The sequence below is a fragment of the Kineococcus sp. DHX-1 genome (genome assembly GCF_042473625.1).
Taxonomy (GTDB): domain Bacteria; phylum Actinomycetota; class Actinomycetes; order Actinomycetales; family Kineococcaceae; genus Kineococcus.
On sequence record NZ_CP170445.1, the window covers coordinates 2289557 to 2305993 of the forward strand.

At 74.8% G+C, this 16437-nt stretch carries 13 protein-coding genes; 8 read left to right on the forward strand and 5 right to left on the reverse strand.

Annotated features, from left to right (window positions below; genetic code table 11):
• The first annotated feature begins 63 nt into the window (after positions 1-63).
• Together ACFEMC_RS11080 and ACFEMC_RS11085 are read left to right on the forward strand one after the other, a co-directional pair.
• Positions 64-2388, forward strand: coding sequence for a putative bifunctional diguanylate cyclase/phosphodiesterase (locus ACFEMC_RS11080; RefSeq protein ID WP_380176299.1), 2325 nt, complete (start codon positions 64-66; stop codon positions 2386-2388).
• Positions 2385-3494: a GNAT family N-acetyltransferase gene (locus ACFEMC_RS11085; protein WP_380176301.1), complete on the forward strand. Its 1110-nt coding sequence runs from the start codon at positions 2385-2387 to the stop codon at positions 3492-3494. Before ACFEMC_RS11080 ends, ACFEMC_RS11085 begins: the two co-directional genes overlap by 4 nt.
• Here ACFEMC_RS11085 and ACFEMC_RS11090 read toward each other — a convergent pair.
• Both ACFEMC_RS11090 and ACFEMC_RS11095 read right to left on the reverse strand, forming a co-directional pair.
• Positions 3473-4402 carry a M56 family metallopeptidase gene (locus tag ACFEMC_RS11090; RefSeq protein WP_380176303.1) on the reverse strand — a complete coding sequence of 310 codons (930 nt, stop codon included), beginning with the start codon at positions 4400-4402 and terminating at the stop codon, positions 3473-3475. The genes ACFEMC_RS11085 and ACFEMC_RS11090 overlap by 22 nt on opposite strands.
• A 42-nt stretch (positions 4403-4444) precedes the next feature.
• The gene (locus ACFEMC_RS11095; RefSeq protein WP_380176733.1) at positions 4445-4816 is read right to left on the reverse strand and encodes a BlaI/MecI/CopY family transcriptional regulator; all 372 of its coding nucleotides are present in this window, start codon (positions 4814-4816) and stop codon (positions 4445-4447) included.
• Between the two features lie 137 nt (positions 4817-4953).
• On the opposite strand from ACFEMC_RS11095, the gene ACFEMC_RS11100 reads away from it, so the two are divergent.
• From ACFEMC_RS11100 to ACFEMC_RS11120, 5 genes are read left to right on the forward strand one after another with little or no spacing between them, the layout of a single operon-like run.
• A complete protein-coding gene (locus ACFEMC_RS11100; protein WP_380176305.1) occupies positions 4954-6396 on the forward strand; it encodes a cytochrome ubiquinol oxidase subunit I in 1443 nt (480 codons plus the stop codon).
• 19 nt (positions 6397-6415) lie between these two features.
• Positions 6416-7474 (forward strand): cytochrome d ubiquinol oxidase subunit II, encoded by a 1059-nt coding sequence (gene cydB, locus ACFEMC_RS11105; RefSeq protein ID WP_380176307.1) that lies wholly within the window; start codon positions 6416-6418, stop codon positions 7472-7474.
• Entirely contained in the window at positions 7471-10866 is a 3396-nt protein-coding gene (gene cydD / locus ACFEMC_RS11110) for a thiol reductant ABC exporter subunit CydD (protein WP_380176309.1), read from the forward strand. Before cydB ends, cydD begins: the two co-directional genes overlap by 4 nt.
• A 52-nt stretch (positions 10867-10918) precedes the next feature.
• The gene (locus ACFEMC_RS11115; RefSeq protein ID WP_380176311.1) at positions 10919-11644 is read left to right on the forward strand and encodes a hypothetical protein; all 726 of its coding nucleotides are present in this window, start codon (positions 10919-10921) and stop codon (positions 11642-11644) included.
• Positions 11645-11661: 17 nt separating this feature from the next.
• Positions 11662-12372, forward strand: coding sequence for a M15 family metallopeptidase (locus ACFEMC_RS11120; protein ID WP_380176313.1), 711 nt, complete (start codon positions 11662-11664; stop codon positions 12370-12372).
• Here ACFEMC_RS11120 and ACFEMC_RS11125 read toward each other — a convergent pair whose 3' ends face one another.
• Genes ACFEMC_RS11125 through ACFEMC_RS11135 form a run of 3 tightly spaced genes read right to left on the reverse strand, consistent with a single transcriptional unit; the run spans position 12373 to position 14128 of the window.
• Positions 12373-12930: a Uma2 family endonuclease gene (locus ACFEMC_RS11125; RefSeq protein WP_380176315.1), complete on the reverse strand. Its 558-nt coding sequence runs from the start codon at positions 12928-12930 to the stop codon at positions 12373-12375.
• Positions 12931-12968: 38 nt separating this feature from the next.
• Positions 12969-13523 (reverse strand): Uma2 family endonuclease, encoded by a 555-nt coding sequence (locus ACFEMC_RS11130; protein WP_380176317.1) that lies wholly within the window; start codon positions 13521-13523, stop codon positions 12969-12971.
• 56 nt (positions 13524-13579) lie between these two features.
• Entirely contained in the window at positions 13580-14128 is a 549-nt protein-coding gene (locus ACFEMC_RS11135) for a hypothetical protein (RefSeq protein ID WP_380176320.1), read from the reverse strand.
• Positions 14129-14314: 186 nt separating this feature from the next.
• Between ACFEMC_RS11135 and ACFEMC_RS11140 the strand changes: the two genes are divergently transcribed.
• On the forward strand, positions 14315-16435 hold the full coding sequence (locus ACFEMC_RS11140; RefSeq protein ID WP_380176322.1) for an EAL domain-containing protein: 2121 nt from the start codon (positions 14315-14317) through the stop codon (positions 16433-16435).
• Positions 16436-16437 lie beyond the last annotated feature (2 nt).

The window sequence follows — 16437 nt, forward strand, 5'->3', positions numbered from 1 at the left end:
CGTTCGGCGGGTCGAGTCGTGCACGTGGCCAACCGACACCTCCTGTGACCTTGGAGGTTCGTCGTGAGCTCAACCAGTGGGCACCGGACGGTGCTGCCCGCACCCTGGGGACGCGTGCTGCACGTCCTGCTGCTGCTCGTCCCCGCCGCCTTCGTCGTCTCCACCGTGCCGGGGGTGCGGGCCACCTCGGGCTACTCGCTGCTCCTGGACGGGGTCCTCAACAACCTCGCCTACGAGTCCGCGGCCGCCCTGTGCCTCGTGCGCACCCTGTCGCTGCAGGGGTCCCGCCGCGGCGGGTACCTGCTGAGCGCGGCGCTCGCGGTGTACGGCTCGGGCAACGTCTTCTGGACCATCGTGGTGCGCCCGATGGCCGACCCGCCCTACCCCTCCGGGGCCGACCTGGGGTTCCTGCTCTTCTACCCGCTCGTCTTCGTCGCCCTCATCCTGCTGGCCAAGCACCGCGACGCCCGGCACACCCGCAGCCTGTGGCTCGACGGGGTCGTCGGCGCCCTGGCCGTCGGGGCCGTCGCGGCCGCGGCCGTCATCGGCCCGATCGTCTCGGCCGAGGGCAGCTGGGCCGCCGTCGCCACCACCTCGGCCTACCCCGCGCTCGACCTCGTCCTGCTCATGGTCCTGGCCGCCGTCCTCGCCCTGTTCGGCTGGCGCCCGCCCAAGGGCCTGTGGCTGCTGGCGGCCGGCCTCGTCGTCTTCGTCGTCGCCGACGTCGCCTACCTGTTCGCCACCGCCCAGGGCACCTACGTCTCCGGCGGGGTCACGGACGGCGTGTGGGTCACCGGCGTCGTCCTCATGGGCTTCACCCCGGGCTGGACGTCGAACCCGACCGGTCCGCGCCTGCCGGCCTGGGCGCTGCTGTCCATCCCGGTCCTGTCCACCACCGTCGCCCTCGGCGTCCTCGTCGTCGACCACCGCTGGCCGTTGCACCCCATCGCCATCGCCGTCGCCGCGGCGACCGTGCTCAGCGCCCTGGCGCGGCTCGTCATCACCCTGCGCGACGTGACCCGGCTGGCCGAGCACCGCGAGCTCGCCCTCACCGACGAGCTCACCGGCCTGGGCAACCGGCGCGCCCTGTACCGGCGCGGCCCGGCGCTGCTCACCGCGTGCGAACCGGAGGAGACCGCGGCCCTGCTCCTGCTCGACCTCGACGGGTTCAAGGAGGTCAACGACAGCCTCGGCCACCAGGCCGGTGACGCGCTCCTGCGCGACATCGCCCGCCGCGTCCGCGACGTCGCGGCGAGCCCGCGGACCGTCGTCGTGCGCCTGGGCGGGGACGAGTTCGCGATCCTGCGCGCCGGCGCCTCGCAGGCCGAGGCGCTCGACCTCGCCGACGACGTCCACACCGCCCTGCACGAGGCGTACGGCCTCGACGGGGTGCAGGTCCGCGCCCGCGCGAGCATCGGCGTCTCGGTGCTGCTCGCGAGCACCGCGGAGCTCTCGACGCTGCTGCGGCAGGCCGACGTGGCGATGTACCACGCCAAGACGCGCCACCTCGGCAGCTTCGCCTACGTCGCCGACGTCGACGAGTTCGCCTCCGGGGAGCGGCTGGAGACCGCCGAGATGCTGCGCGCCGCCATCGAGGACCGCCGCATGGTCCTGCACTACCAGCCGAAGGTGGACGTCGCCTCGGGTGCGGTGGACAGCGTCGAGGCGCTCGTGCGCTGGCAGCACCCCCGGCGGGGGCTGCTGTTCCCCGACGCGTTCCTGTCCGTGGTCGAGGCGGCCGGGTTGATGGAGGCCATGACCCAGGCCGTCCTGGAGCAGGCGCTGGACCAGGCCGCGGCCTGGGCGGCGGCGGGACGTCCGTTGTCGGTGGCCGTGAACCTGTCGGCCTCCTCCCTCGGCGACGCCACGTTGCCGGACCGCCTCTGCGCGATGCTGCTCGAACGCGGTCTGCCGGCCCGGTTGCTGGAGATCGAGATCACCGAGGACTTCCTCATGGCCGACCGGGTCCGCGTCCAGGGCATCCTGGACGGGCTGCGCCGCAGGGGAATCCGCGTCGCTGTCGACGACTACGGCACGGGGTACTCCTCACTGGCGTACCTGCGGGAACTGCCCATCGACGACCTCAAGCTCGACAAGTCCTTCCTGTCCGACCTGACCGACGACCCCCGCGCGCTGGCGATCGTCCGCTCGACGATCGGGCTGGCCCACTCCCTGGGCCTGCGCCTGGTCGCCGAGGGCGTGGAGGACGAGGCGACGCGCCGCGAACTCGCCGCCGCGGGGTGCGACGTCGTGCAGGGCTGGCTCTACGCCAAGGCGCTGCCCGCCGCCGACCTCGAGGACTGGCTCCTCCGGCACGACGCCGGGCTGGACGGCGCCCCCGAACCCGTTCCCGTTCCCGCACAGGCTCCGGCCGGAGAGTTCTCGTGAGCATCCCCCAGCAGTTCAGCCCCGTCCCCTCCCCCGCGGCCACCCTGGTCGAGGGCCGCGACGCGGTCCAGGCGCTCCTGGCCCACGCCGCCGGGCCCCCGTCCCCGACCGACCCCGTGACCGCCTCCCTCGCGTGGGTCCGCCGCGCGGTCGCCGCCGCCCCGCCCGCCGCCGTCTGGGCCGCGGCCGTCCGCGACGGCGCGGCCTGGGGAGTGGCCGTCCTCCGCGACTCGCGCGAACGGGCCGCCCGCGACGGCGACGACGGGACGCGCACCGACCTGCTGAGCGGTGGCGGCGGCTACCGCAGCGGGGTCCTGACGAGCCCGGGGGTCCGCGGCGCGCAGGACTTCGCGCGCACCGCCCTGGAGCTGGCGGGCCCCCTCGGCGCGGCGCTGGCCGACGGCGCCGACCGCCGCGGGACCGCCCTGGAGCTGACCGGCCTGCCCGACACCCTGGCCGTGCGGGCGCTCGCGGCCGCGGCCGGCGCGGACGTCGGCGCGGAACTGCCCGTCCCGGTGGTCGAACGCCCCGTCCCCGGCGGGCACCTCGTGAGCGCGGGGATGCGCAAGAACCTGCGCAAGAACGCGAACCGGCTCGCCACGGACGGCGTCACGGCCGAGCTGGTCCTGAGCCGGGACCCGGACGTCTTCACCGCGACGCTGCCGGAGATCGAGGCCGCCTACCGCGACCGCGACGCCGCGCACGGTCTGGCCTGTCCGCTGGACACCCCGGCGGGCCGGCGCACCTGGCTGGACCGGCTGGCGGCGCTCGGCGAGGTGGACCGTCGCGAACTGGCGACGCTGCGGCTGGACGGCGACCTGGCCGCCTACGTCGTGGGGGTGCCGGGCCTGGGCCGCTACGGCGTCTTCGAGGGCCGGTTCGTGACGCGGTGGGCGCGCTACTCCCCCGGCCGGGTGCTCGAGCACGCCGTCCTGCAGCACGCGTTCGCGGACCCGACCACCGAGGTCGTGGACTGGATGACCGGGGTGGCGCCGGAGACGCTGCTGACGGTCAGCCGCTTCGAACCGCGTCTCAGCGTCCACCGCGGGGTCCGCGGGGTGGGACCGCGTCCCCTGGTGGGTCTTCAGCCGGCCAGCGCGCGGTAGCTGGCCTCGAGCCAGGGGACGGCGATGGCCAGCGTGGGCCCGCCGAGCACCACGGCGGCCGTGGCGTAGGTGAGGACGGACAGACCCCGTCGCGGGGGGCGAGCCGCCAGCCGGCGGACCCGGGCGAGGGCCGCGGAGCCGACCGGCATCTCCCGGCCCGGCTCGTCGGTGCCGGCCAGGGCCACGAGCGCCCGCGCCAGCGGCTGCGAACCGGCCCGCCGGCGGGCGGCGTCGTCGGCGAGCATCTCCACGAGCAGGCGCACCGAGTCCAGCGCGGCCTGGCTGGACACGAACCGCGGGAACGCGGCGTGCAGGGCGGTGAACCCCTCCAGGACGAGGTCGTGCCGGGCGCGCAGGTGGGCCCGCTCGTGGGCCAGGACGGCCCGCACCTCCTCGGGGGTCAGGGACGCCAGCATCGCGTCGGAGACGACCACGCGGGAGCGGACTCCGGGCACGCAGTAGGCGACGCGGCCCGGGCCGGACAGCACCCGCACGCCGGTCCCGGACAGCAGCGCGGCGTCGACCTCGGAGACGGACTCGTTGCGGTGCAGCAGGTCCACCAGGTCGCGGTGCCGGTTGCGGCGGCGGCGGGTGCGAATCCCCACGAGGGTCGCCACCACCCAGAACCGGACGGTGACGATCGTGACCAGGGCCGAGCCGAGGCCGATGAGCGTCGTCTGCACGACCCCGTGGCGCTCGAGGAAGGGGAAACCCGGTTCCTCGGTGAACAGCAGGGACAGCGAGGCCAGGCCCGCACCCAGGGTCGCCAGGACGGCGCCGAGCGCGATGGCCTGCCAGAGCACGAGGGCGGCGCGCGGGACCTGCCAGGTCCACCGTGCACGCGCCAGGAGCGCCGGGACGGGACCCGCCAGGAGCAGCGCCAGTGCTGCGAACCAGACGGCTGTCACGGTCCGAACCTACGGCGTCCCGGGCCCGGTGGTGTGCACGGCTCAGGCGGTGGGGGCTGCGTTCCCCCGGTCGTGGGCCCCGCCGTTCGACACGGCGTCGAGCGCCTCGCGCAGCGCGGCGGCCTCGGCGGGCGAGACGCCCCCGATGAAGTGGACGAGGGCGGCCTGCCGGTCGTCGACCGAGGGGACGCCACCGAGGGCGTCGAGCATGAGCTCGGCGACCATCTGCTCGCGGGAGGCGACGGGGGTGTAGCGGAAGGCCCGACCCTCGCGCTCCTGCCGCACGACGTGCTTCTTGGCGAGGCGGTCCAGCACCGTCATGACGGTCGTGTAGGCGATCTTGCGGTGCTCGGCGAGCTGCTCGTGGACCTCGCGCACGGTCAGCGGCTCACCGGCCGCCCACAGGCGGTCCATGACGTCGCGTTCGAGTTCTCCCAGGGCCACGGGTGGATGTTACGTCAAACACACTGCTGAACGCGAGCCGTCGTACTACCGATCCGAGTACTACAGTTGGTCGTAGTACGACAGGACGTCGTAGGAAGGCGGAGGACGTGACCATCGAGGACCTCACCCGGCTCCAGTTCGCGGTGACGACGCTCTACCACTACCTCTTCGTGCCGCTGTCGATCAGCCTGGCGCTGTTCACCGCCCTGCTGCAGACGGCCCACCTGCGCCGGACCCGCCGCGGCGGGGACGACACGTACGGCCGCCTCTCCCTCCTCGTCGGCAAGCTGCTCATGACGACCTTCGCCGTCGGCGTCGTCACCGGCCTGGTCCAGGAGTTCCAGTTCGGCCTGTCGTGGAGCTCCTTCGCACGGTTCTACGGAGACGTGTTCGGGCCGACCCTGGCCGTGGAGGGGATGCTCGCCTTCTTCCTCGAGGCGACATTCCTCGGCCTGTGGTGGTTCGGCCGCGACCGTCTGCCGGCCCTGGTCCACCTGGCCACCATCTGGATCGTCGCGGTCGGCACCGCGATCAGCGCGTTCGTCATCCTCGCGGCGAACTCCTTCATGCAGAACCCCGTCGCGTACACGATCGACGCGCAGACCGGCCGGGCGCGGCTCGGCAGCTTCTCGGAACTGCTGTTCAACGAGGTCAACCTCGCGGCGTTCCCGCACACCTACGCCGGCGCGGTCATGGCCGGCGGCGCCCTCGTCATGGCCGTCGGAGTGTGGCACCTGCTCCGTGGCGACTACGCCGAGGACACCCGCGAGTTCGCGGCCTTCCGCACGCTGTCGCGCTTCGGGGCCTGGGCCCTGCTGGCCGGCGGCGGGCTCGTCGCCCTCAGCGGCGACGTCCTCGGCAAGGTCATCACCCAGGTCCAGCCCATGAAGATGGCGGCGGCCGAAGCGCTGTACCGCACCACGACAGGTGCCCCGTTCTCGATCTTCTCCTACGCCCCGCTCGGCAGCGACAAGCCGACGTTCTCCCTGGAGGTCCCGGGGTTCCTGTCCTTCCTGGCCAAGGGCTCGTTCTCGGCGCAGGTGCTGGGGCTGAAGGACCTGCAGGACGCCTACGCGGCGCAGTTCGGACCCGGCGACTACGTGCCGTGGATCCCGGTCGCGTTCTGGAGCTTCCGGCTCATGATCGGCGTCGGCATGTTCGCCGTGCTCGTCGCCGCCGCGCACCTGTGGGTCACCCGGAAGTCCCGCGTCCTGCGCCCCGACCGGCGCCTGGCCCAGGGGCTGCTGTGGTCGGTCGGCCTGCTGCCGCTGCTCCCCCTGGCCGCGAACTCCTTCGGCTGGATCTTCACCGAGACCGCCCGCCAGCCGTGGCTGGTGTTCGGGTTGTTCAAGACCGCGGACGGGGTCTCCCCCGGCCTGACCTTCGCCGAGGTCGCCGCGTCCCTGGCCGCCTTCACCGTCGTCTACGGCGCCCTGGCCGTCGTCTGGGTCAAGCTCGCGGCCCGGCTGGTCCGCAAGGGGTTGCCCGAGATGCCGGCGCCCGCCCCGGCCGAACCGGCCGCGGACGACGAGTTCGTCACCACCTACTGAGTTCCGGAGGGGATCCGTCGTGGAGCTGTCCGTCCTGTGGTTCGGGATCGCCGTCCTGGCCTGGGTGCTGTTCTTCGTCCTGGAGGGCTTCGACTTCGGCGTCGGCTTCCTCGGCCCCCTGCTGGGGCGCACCGAGGCCGAGCGCGGCGCCGCCGTCCGCACCGTCGGCCCCGTCTGGGACGGCAACGAGGTGTGGCTCGTGGCCGCGATCGGCGTCACGTTCGCGGCGTTCCCCGACTGGTACGCGGCCCTGCTGTCCGGGTTGTACCTGCCCATGATCGCGCTGCTGCTCCTGCTCGCCGTCCGCGGCGTCGCCATCGAGTTCCGCGGCAAGCACGACACCGCGCGGTGGCGGAACCGGTGCGACGCAGCCCTGGCTGCCAGCTCGCTGCTGCTGGCCGGGACCTGGGGCGCGGTCCTGGGGGTCCTCGTCTCGGGCCTGGCGCTGTCCCCCGGCGGCGAGGTCCACGCCCAGGGCTGGCTGGGCGGCCTCGGCCGGTCCCTGGACCCGCTGTTCGGGCCGTGGGCCGTGCTCGGCGGGTTCGCCGGGGTCCTGCTGACCACCGTGCACGGCGCGACGTTCCTGGCGCTGCGCACGACCGGCGTCCTGCGCCAGCGGGCCCGGCGCCTGACGGTGGCGACCGCCCCGGCCCTGCTGGTCGTCGCCCTGGCGCTGTTCATCGCTGCCGGCCACGCCGTCGTCGTCGCCGCGGCCGCCCTGCTCGGCGTGGCCGCCGTCGCCGCCTGGCGCCGGGCCGAGGCGCTGGCGTTCGCGGCGACGACCCTGGCCGTCGCCGGTAGCGTCGTCGCGGTGTTCACCGCCCACCTGCAGACCGGCGCGGGCACCGGCGCGTGGGTCCTGCTGCGCAGCACCCTCGGGCCCAGCGGGGACGTCACCCTCGGCGCCGCGGCCGCTTCCCCCGCTGCGCTGCACCTCATCACGGTCGCCGGCGTCGTCATCCTGCCCGGGGTGATCGCCTACCAGGCCTGGTCCTACTGGGTGTTCCGCCGCCGTGTCGCCAGCGGCCCCGCCCGGCGCACCGCCCGCCCGGCCGCGGTGGGCCGAGCCGTCCGGTGAGCGCCACGGACCGCCCTCGCGGGCCCGTCGACCCCCGGCTGCTGCGGCACGCCCGGCCGGCGCGGGCGGGCATCGCGGGCATCGGCGTCGTCGAGGCGGCCGGAGCCGGCGCCCTCGTCCTGCAGGCCGTGGCGCTCGCCGACGTCGTCGTGTCCCTGTGGCACCGCACGGACCCCGCCGCCGGGCTCCGGCTGCTGCTGGTGGCCGTCGCCGCCCGCGTCCTGACGTCCTGGTCGGCGACCCGGCTGGCCCAGCGGACCGCGAGCGCCGTGCGGGACGACCTGCGGATCCGAGTGCTGGACCGGTCGCTGCGGCTGGGGCCGGCGTGGGTGGAGCGGTTCGGCCGGGGCCGGCTGGCGGCGCTGCTGACGCAGGGGCTGCCCTCCCTGGACGGGTGGTTCACGCGGTACCTGCCGGCCCTCGTGCCCGGGGTGCTGCTGCCGCCGGTGGTGCTGTTGCTGCTGGCCCTCACCGACCTCGAGTCCGCGGTGACGGTGCTCGTGACGCTGCCTCTGGTCCCGGTGTTCGCGGTGCTGCTGGGCAAGGCGACGCAGGTGCGGGCGGACCGGCAGTGGCGCACGCAGCGGACACTGGCCGCGCACTTCCTCGACACCGTCCGCGGCCTGCCGACGCTGCGCGCCCACCGGCGGGCGCAGCGTCAGGTGGCGGCCGTCGCGGCGACGACGGACGCCCACCGCCGCGCGACGCTGTCGGTGCTGCGGGTGGCGTTCCTGTCCTCCACGGCGCTGGACCTCGTCGGCACCCTGTCGGTGGGTCTGGTCGCGGTGACGGCGGGGATGCGGCTGGCCGGAGGGTCGCTGGACCTGCACACCGCGGTCCTCGTCATCCTGCTGGCCCCGGAGGCGTACCGGCCGCTGCGGGAGGTCGGCGCGCGGTTCCACGACACCGCCGACGCGACCGCGGTCGTCGACGACGTCGACGCGGTGCTCAGCGCCCCCCTCCCGGAGCACGTCGTCGCCCGGACCGCGGGGATCCGGCTGCGCGGCGTGACCGTGCGCCGGGAGGACGGCACGGCGGTCGTGGCCGGGGTCGACCTGGACGTCGTCCCCGGCGAGCTGCACGCCCTGGCCGGGCCCAGCGGGGCGGGCAAGACGACCGTGGCCCGCGTCGCGGCGGGGGTGCTCGTCCCCGACGCCGGGGCCGTCGCGCTCGCCCCGTCGGTGGCTCACCTGCCCCAGCGGCCCGAGTTCGGCCACGCGGTGACGGCGGCGGACGCCGTGCGCGCCGGCCGCGAGGCCACCGACGAGCAGGTCCGCAGCGCTCTGGCCGAGGTCGCCGCGGCCGACCTGGACCCGACCACCCCGCTCGGCGAACACGCGGCGGGCCTGTCGGCCGGTCAGCGTCAGCGGGTGGCCCTGGCCCGGACGGTGCTGTCGGCGCGCCTGGGCGCGCGGGTGCTGATCCTCGACGAGCCGACCGCCCACCTGGACCCGGCCGCCGAAGCCACCGTCGTGGCGACCCTGCGGTCCCTGGCCCACGACGACGGGCTCGCCGTCCTCGTCGTCGCCCACCGCCCCGCCCTCCTCGCCGCCGTCGACCGCACCACCCCCCTCGCCCGCCCCCTCCCCCCGGCTCCCGTCCCCCGCGTGGAGGACACTCCCTCCGCCCCTCCGGGGCGTTCCGAGGGGGCGGAAGTCGTGCTTTCCGCCGCGAACCCGCCCCCGCGTGGTCGGTGGGCCGGCGCACTGGCGGTCGCTACGGGCGTCGTGGCCGTCCTGGCGGGCCTGACCTTGACGGCCGCCGCGACGTGGCTGCTGGTGACCGCCGCCGACCGCCCACCCGTGCTGACCCTGTCGGTGGCCGCCGTGGTCGTGCGCGCCAGCGCCACCGCGCGGCCGCTGCTCGTCTACGCCGAGCGGCTGCTGAGCCACGACGTCGCCTTCGCCCGTCTCGCGCGGTGGCGCTCCGACGTGGTCGCCGCCCTCGTGCCGCGACTCCCGGGACCACTGTCCCGCAAGCGGTCCGGACGCTCGGGAGAACTGCTGGTCCAGCTCGCCGACGACGTCGACGCCCGCGTGGACGGGGTGCTGCGGGCCCGGCACCCGGCGACCGTCACGGTCGTGGCCGTGCTGCTGGCTCTGGCGGCGCTCACCGCGCTGCACCCGCTGCTGGCGCTCGCCGCCGTCCCCGGGGTGCTGGTGGCGGTGGTCGGTGCGCCGGCTGTCGCCGCGGCCGCCGAGCGCCGCGAGGGGGTGGACGGGGATGCGCACCGCGCCGGCACGGGCGCGCTCAGTGCGGCCACCGTGGAGGTCCTCGACGCCGTCGAGGACCTCCAGACGCTGCCGGCCGACCAGGCCCTCGACACGTTGCGGCGCAGGCAGTCCGTGGTGGCTGTGGCCGACCGGCGACGCGCCCGGGCCGCCGCCGCGACCGCCGGGCTGACCGCCGCGGGCGCCGGCCTGGTGGCCCTGGGGACCGCGGCCGTCGCCGGACGTCTGGTCGGTACTGCGGACGCCCCCGTCGCCTGGACCGCGGCCGCCGTGCTGGCCGGCGTGGTGCTCGCCGACGCCGCCCGGGGCCTGCCCGACGCCGCGCGGGCCGCCGTCCGCGCCCGTCGCGCGCGGGAGCGGGAGACGGCGCTGCTGGACACCCCCGTCCCGGCCGTGGAACCCACCACCCCGCGAGCGCTCGCTTCGCCGTCGCCGACCGTGCTGAGCCTGCGGGGCGTGCGGGCGGACTGGGGCCCCACGGCCGTCGACCCCTGCCTCGACCTGGTGGACCTCGAGCTGCGCGCCGGGGAGGTCGTCGCGGTCCGCGGGCCGTCCGGGTCGGGCAAGTCGACGCTGGCCGCGGTGCTGCAGCGCTTCCTCGACCCCACGGACGGGCAGGTGCTGCTCGACGGTGTCGACGTGACCGACCTCGCCGGGGACGACGTCCGGTCGGTCGTCGGCCGGGTCGGCGACGACGAGCACGTGTTCGCCACCTCCGTGCGGCAGAACCTGCTGCTGGCCGCCCCGGACCGCTCCGACGACGACCTCCTGGCGGTGCTGGACCGCGTCCGGCTCGACGAGTGGTTCCGGGCCCTGCCGCGGGGGTTGGAATCCCGCGTGGGTGACGGCGGGTCGCCGATGTCCGGCGGGGAGCGGCGTCGGCTGGCGATGGCCCGCGCCCTGCTGGCCGACGTGCGGGTGCTGGTGCTCGACGAACCGTCCGAGGGGCTCGACGTGGAGACGGGACGGCAGCTCGTGGCCGACCTGCTGGAGGCCCGGTCCGGTCGCACCGTCCTGCTGCTGGCGCACCGCGACGAGGGTGTGGACCGCGCCGACCGAGTGCTGGACCTGCGCGACGGGAAACTGGTCCCTGCTCCGGAAGTCACCCGTTCGGCCCACGGTTCCGGGTTCATCACTGGTTCATCCGTGGTTAACCTGTGACCCCGCCCACCGCCAGAGTTCCCGGCACCGGGCTCGACGGGGGGTCCCCGCGATGCTTCGAGTCACCGTCCGACCACGCCACCTGTTCCTGGTCCTGCTGGGGGCGTCCGTGGTGCTGTCGGCCCTCAGCTACCTGTTCCTGCTGCTGACGGTCGCGTTCGGCGTCGACGCCGGGGCGGTCGTGTCGGCCCGCAAGTTCGTCGACGTGAACGCCGAGACGAACCTGCCGTCGTGGTACTCCGCGGTCCTGCTCACCGTCACCGGGCTGGTGACCTTCGAGGTGGGGCGGCAGGCGCTCGTCGAGGGCCGCCGCTGGGCCTGGCACTGGATGGTCCTGGGAGCAGGGTTCTGCTACCTCTCCCTGGACGAGCTCGTCGCGCTGCACGAACGGTTCGTCGGACCGATGACCGCGGTCGTCGGTGATTCCGGGGTGTTCAAGTACGCCTGGGTCGCCGCGGCGCTGCCCGCGGTCGTCCTCGTCGCGCTGTTCTACGCCCGGTTCCTGCTGGCCCTGCCCCGCCGGACCGCGGCCCTCGTCCTGCTGGCCGGCGCGTTGTACGTCGGCGGTTCCGTCGGCCTGGAGATGGTGGCGAACGCGCTGTCGGACAGCGGGTTCAGCGAGCAGGGCCTGCTGCTCGGGACGCTGCAGACCGTCGAGGAGGCCTGCGAGATGGTCGGCCCGGCGCTGTTCCTCGCCGTGGTCGCCGGGGTCTCGCAGCAGTCCCGGACGGTCGACGTGACCACGACCTCGCCGACGTCCCCGGTGCGCGCCGCCTGAGGAGGTAGCGTGCGGCGATGCGAGCAGTGAGGTTCCGCCTACGCAGCGCAGTCATCGCCGTGCCCCTGCTGCTGGGGGCCTGCGCGGTACCCGTCGCGACGGAACCCTCCGGCACCCCGTCGGCGCACGTCACCCGCCAGGCCCGCCCGGTCCAGACCCCGGTGACGCCGGCGTTCACCTCGTCGGTGGCGCCCGTGACGGCCGCGGAACTGTCCGCGTCCTGGCGACCGGGGTGCCCCGTCGCGCCGGAGAAGCTGCGGACGGTCACGGTGTCGTTCGTCGACTTCGCCGGCGCCCCCTCCACGGGACGGCTCGTCGTCCACGCCGACGTGGCGGCCGCCGTGGTCGCGGTGTTCGCGCAGTTGTACGCCCAGCGCTTCCCCGTTGCCCGGATGGAACCCGTCGAGGCGTTCGGCGGCTCGGACGACGCCTCGATGGCCGCGGACAACACCTCGGCGTTCAACTGCCGTCGCACGACGGGCGGCACGGGTTTCTCGGAGCACTCCTACGGCACGGCGATCGACCTGAACCCCGTCGAGAACCCCTACGTCAAGGGCGCCACCGTGCTGCCCACCGCGGGCCGCGCCTTCGTCGAGCGGCGACCGGGCAGAGGAGTCGTCCTGGCCGGCGACCCCGTCGTGCGGGCCTTCGCCGACCACGGGTTCTCCTGGGGCGGGGACTGGACGTCGCTGAAGGACTACCAGCACTTCTCGATGTCCGGGGACTGATCAGCCGAGGAGTTCCGCTACGTCGACGCGAACGGCGGCGATCCCGAGGTCCAGGTCGGCGACCGTGCCGCGGCCGTGGACGGCGGTCGGGGCGTACAGGCCCTCGACGATCGCGTACGTCGTGAGGGTCTGGGCGCGGGGGTCGACGATCCAGTAGTGCGGGAGGCCGGCCTCGGCGTACTTGGTCATCTTGCGGATGAGGTCGTCGCCGCGGTGGGAGGACAGCACCTCGACGGCGAGTGCGGGGGTGCCGGTGAAACGGGCCGGGCCCCCCGCCTGGGCTGTCGCGGTGTCGAAGACCATGACGTCCGGCGCGAACTCGTCCGCACCCGGCTTCCACGCCCACGCCAGCACGACGTCGTGCGTCGCCGGGAGGACCCGTGCGAGGGCGTTCGCCAGACGCATGCCGATCTTCTGGTGAGGCAATGACGGCGTCGGCGTCCCGAGGAGCTGACCGTCGATGTACTCGGCCCGCGGGTCCTCCGGAAGCTGCGCGAACTCCTCCCAGGTCAGCCTCGGTCCCACGCTGACGTGCGGTTCGACCAGCTGCTCGGACATGCGACCACCTCCCCGGGTACGACCAGGCTAGCTGCGGCTCAGCCCAGGACAGCCTCGACGTCGATGCGCACCCTGGCGACGCCGACGTCGAGGTCGCCGACGTCACCGCGTCCCAGCGTCACCGTGGGCGTGAGGATCCCGTCGACCAGGGCGTAGGCGGTGACCCGCTCGTCACGGGGGTCGACGATCCAGTACCGCGGCAATCCCGCTGCGGCGTACTTCGCGCTCTTCCAGACGAGGTCATCGCCGCGGTTGGAGGACAGGACCTCGACCACCAGCTCAGGGGTGCCGGTGAAACGTGCACCGGTGCCGACGCTTGCGGTGGTGAGGTCGTAGACCATGACGTCGGGGATGAACTCGTCTCGCCCGGGCTTCCACGCCCAGGCCGCGTTCGCCTCGTGCGACGGCGGCAGGACCGCTTCGATCGTGGAGGTCAGACGCTGTGCGATCTTCTGGTGCTGCCTGCTGGAGCTCGGGCTCACGACGAGACGCCCGTCGATGTACTCCGAACGCGGGTCCTCCGGAAGGCTCTCGTACTCCTCCCAGCTGAGGGACCGTCCCACGGTGGACAACGAGGTCGACTGCTCGGTCACGGACACCCCCTCCGGGTCAGGACCAGCCTAGCCGCGCACCCCGCCCCGGCCCGAGGTCAGACGCGGTCGAACACGCCCCGCTGGCGCGGCAGGCTCGCGGTGGTGGCGACCGGCTGGCGGACGGTCAGCAGCGCGCTCGGGACCTCGGGGACGTCACCGGCGCGGCACGTGCCCGGCGCGGCCTTGTGCAGCAGCCGCGCCGAGCGGTGGGAGCCGCGGACGACGTCGTCGACCCGCACGGACATGGCGGGGACGTCGGTGGCGCGGTGCAGCAGGTCGCGCAGCTCCTCGGTCGAGACGGTGACGCGCTCACCGGCGAGGACGCACAGCGCCCAGTCGGACCCGACGTGGGCGAGCGCTGCCTCCTGGGCCCGCTCGCGGTCGTCGGCCCAGAAGCCGGAGACGACCGTCACGGCGGGGTGCAGCGTGGCCGCGAAGGCGGGGCTGCCGGGGGCGATGTGGTCGGCGGTGTCGTAGACGACGACCTCGTCGGCGACGTCCACGAGACCGCGCAGGTCCTGCTCGAGCGCGGGTGCGAGGGCACCGGTGTCGGTGGTGCCCTGCAGCACGAGGCACGCGGCGAGCGTGGTGCGGGTGGTCGGCATCGGGTCTCCCGGTGGTCTCCTGCGGTGCGTGGCGAGCTGTTCCCCACTGTCCACTTCCATCGGTCGGCACACCGGAAGCGTTTCGTCCGTCACACTCCTTTTACGCAGCGTTGACATTCTGGAAGCTTTCGCCCACGTGGTGGACGAACTCTCAAGCACCTCGGAAGGGGACCCGATCACGTGCACGTGTCCCCGCCCGTCCCCTCCGCGCCCGCGAACGCGGTGGACTTCGTCGCCGTCGCGCAGCGCGCCCTGCGCGACCTCGCCGACCGCGCGGAGCTGCCGAGCTGGTGGATCGGGCGCACCGAGGGACCGGACCAGGTGCTCGTGGCTGCCCTGGACCCCGTCCTCGGCGTGCAGGTGGGCGACGCGCTGCCGTGGGCCGACACGCACTGCCGCCGCGTGGTCGAGGAGGGCGCGCACCCGCTGTCCCTGGCGATGCCGCGGTGGCCGGACTCCCTGGCCGGCCGGCCGGGTGCCGTCGAGGGACGGCCCGTCTCCGTCGTCAGCGTGCCCCTGACCTCGCCCGACGGACGGGTCCTGGCGACGTTGTGCGGCATCGGCGAGGGGGACGGCACCCGCCTCCCGGGCCTGCTGGACAGCATCCGGTTGCAGGGGGACCTGCTGGGGGCGCTGCTCGCCGCCGAGCTCGAGCTCGCCGACCGGACCCGCGCCGACCGGCACGCCGCCGTCGAGGGCCGGGTCGACGAGGTGACCGGGATCGCGACGCTGCCCGCCTGGCAGGAGGCCCTGGCCGCCGAGGAGCAGCACGCCGCCCGGCACGCCCTCCCCGTCTCGCTGGTGCTGCTCGAGGTCCAAGGGCTGACCGAGGTCAACGCCGAGCTGGGGCTGCCCGCCGGCGACGCCCTCCTGCACCGCGCCGCCGCGGCCGCCGCGGCACGACTGCGGGGCGGCGACCTCGTCGCGCGCACCGCCCCCGACCGGTTCGGGCTGCTGCTGCCGGGCACGGATGCGACCGGGGCCGCCGCCCTCACGGAGCGGCTGCGCACCGCGCTGGCCGCCGCCGGGATCGGCACCCGGACCGGCCACGCGACGCGCTCGTACGAGACGACCCTCTTCGCGACGTGGGCGAGCGCCGAGGAGCGTCTGGCCGCCGACGTGCCGACGACTCCCCACCGCCGGCCGGCCCCCGCTCCCCCCGCCCCCGGCCGCAGTCCCCTGGACGCCCTCCTCGACCTCGCCCGGCGCCAGCTCGGCGCCGACATCGCCTTCATCACGACCATCGAGGGCGAACGACGTCTGATCCGCAACGTGGCCTGTCCGCGGACGGTCCCCTACGTGCCGGGCATGCCGGCCGCGCAGGACGACGGGCTGTGCGACCGCGTCGTCGCCACCGGCCGGCCGTTCGTCGTGCCCGACCTGGGCGTGCCTGCGTTCGAGCAGTCCTCGGCGCGGGCGGCGGGCGCGCGGACGTACGTCGGCATCCCGCTGCGGCGCCGCGACGGTTCCCTCTACGGGACGTTGTGCGCGTTGTCCCGCCAGCCCGACCCCGGGTTGCGCGACCGCGACGCCGAGGTCCTCAGCGCCGTCGCCGACGCCGTCATGGAACTCGTCGAGGAGGAGGACGGAGCCCGCCGGCTGCGGCGGGCGCGACTGGCCCGGCTCGCCGACCTCGACGCCTCCGGCGGCCCCGTCGTCGTCTACCAGCCCGTCGTCGACCTCGTCTCCGGCGCCACCGTCGGCGCCGAGGCGCTCAGCCGGTTCCCCGCGGGAACCCCGAGCCCGGACCGCTGGTTCGCCGACGCCGCCGAGGTCGGCGCCGGGGAGGACCTGGAACTGTCCGCCCTCGACAACGCGCTGCGCGGGTTGCCGCACCTGCCGGGTTTCCTCGCGCTCAACGTCTCCCCCTCGACCATCACGACACCGGGGTTCCTCCGGCGCCTGCAGGCGCTGCCGCTGGACCGCGTCGTCGTCGAGATCACCGAGCACTCCGCCGTCGCGGACTACACCGCCCTCCTGCAGGCGCTCGAACCCCTGCGCCGCAACGGTCTGCGCATCGCCGTCGACGACACCGGCGCGGGCTACGCGTCCCTGTCGCACGTCCTGGCGATGCTGCCGGACTTCATCAAGCTCGACATCTCCCTCGTGCGCGGCATCGACGCCGACACCTCCCGCCGGGCGCTGGCCGCCGGCCTCGTGACGTTCGCGCAAGCCACTGGCGCGCGCATCATCGCCGAGGGGATCGAGACGGCCGCCGAGCTCGCGGTACTGCGCGAGCTCGGGGTGGGGTTGGGGCAGGGGTACCACCTCGCGCGGCCGGCGCCGTTGCGGATCGCGGCGGCTTGACC

Bases quoted from the DNA above. Each gene is read 5' to 3' on its own strand.
- ACFEMC_RS11135 (WP_380176320.1), bottom strand. From the start codon at position 14,128: ATGCCGACCACCCGCACCACGCTCGCCGCGTGCCTCGTGCTGCAGGGC.
- ACFEMC_RS11125 (WP_380176315.1), bottom strand. From the start codon at position 12,930: ATGTCCGAGCAGCTGGTCGAACCGCACGTCAGCGTGGGACCGAGGCTG.
- ACFEMC_RS11120 (WP_380176313.1), top strand. From the start codon at position 11,662: ATGCGAGCAGTGAGGTTCCGCCTACGCAGCGCAGTCATCGCCGTGCCC.
- ACFEMC_RS11095 (WP_380176733.1), bottom strand. From the start codon at position 4,816: ATGGACCGCCTGTGGGCGGCCGGTGAGCCGCTGACCGTGCGCGAGGTC.
- ACFEMC_RS11115 (WP_380176311.1), top strand. From the start codon at position 10,919: ATGCTTCGAGTCACCGTCCGACCACGCCACCTGTTCCTGGTCCTGCTG.